Annotated in this window: 1 protein-coding gene; it reads left to right on the top strand. The window is 55.1% G+C overall.

Features of this window, described 5'->3' with window-relative positions; all coding sequences use genetic code 11:
- Window positions 1-112: 112 nt before the first annotated feature.
- Entirely contained in the window at window positions 113-301 is a 189-nt protein-coding gene (locus ACUU1M_RS20735) for a hypothetical protein (RefSeq protein WP_000956787.1), read from the top strand.
- Window positions 302-345 lie beyond the last annotated feature (44 nt).

The raw sequence follows: 345 nt of genomic DNA, 5'->3' as shown, positions 1-345 counted from the left end.
GGCAGCCTGACGGCTGCAAATTGAAAACCGCCCCTGTTCGTCCTGTTGTTGCCGCACGCTCCGCAGAATATGTATGCTCTGAGGACCTGTTTTATTAAGGACTCATCCTCTTATGTTGACCCTCAAAAGTATAGATACCGTTCTGCTCTCTGTTGGTGCTGAGAAGCTCTCACAACGTGAATGGGACTGGATGAAGATGCTCAAACCCATGGACCCACCACCTGCGATGGTCGCGGCCTCCATCCTGGAGCGCCGTGGCGACACAGCAGCCCTTACCCGGCTACAGGATACCGGGGGTTAATCCGTCCTCATGTTGTCCGCTTTTACTCCCCGCCCGCTGAAACG

This window comes from Shigella sp. SIG6 (genome assembly GCF_053555815.1).
The sequence above is the reverse complement of the archived record's forward strand: the minus strand, read 5'-3'. Positions and strand labels throughout refer to the sequence as shown.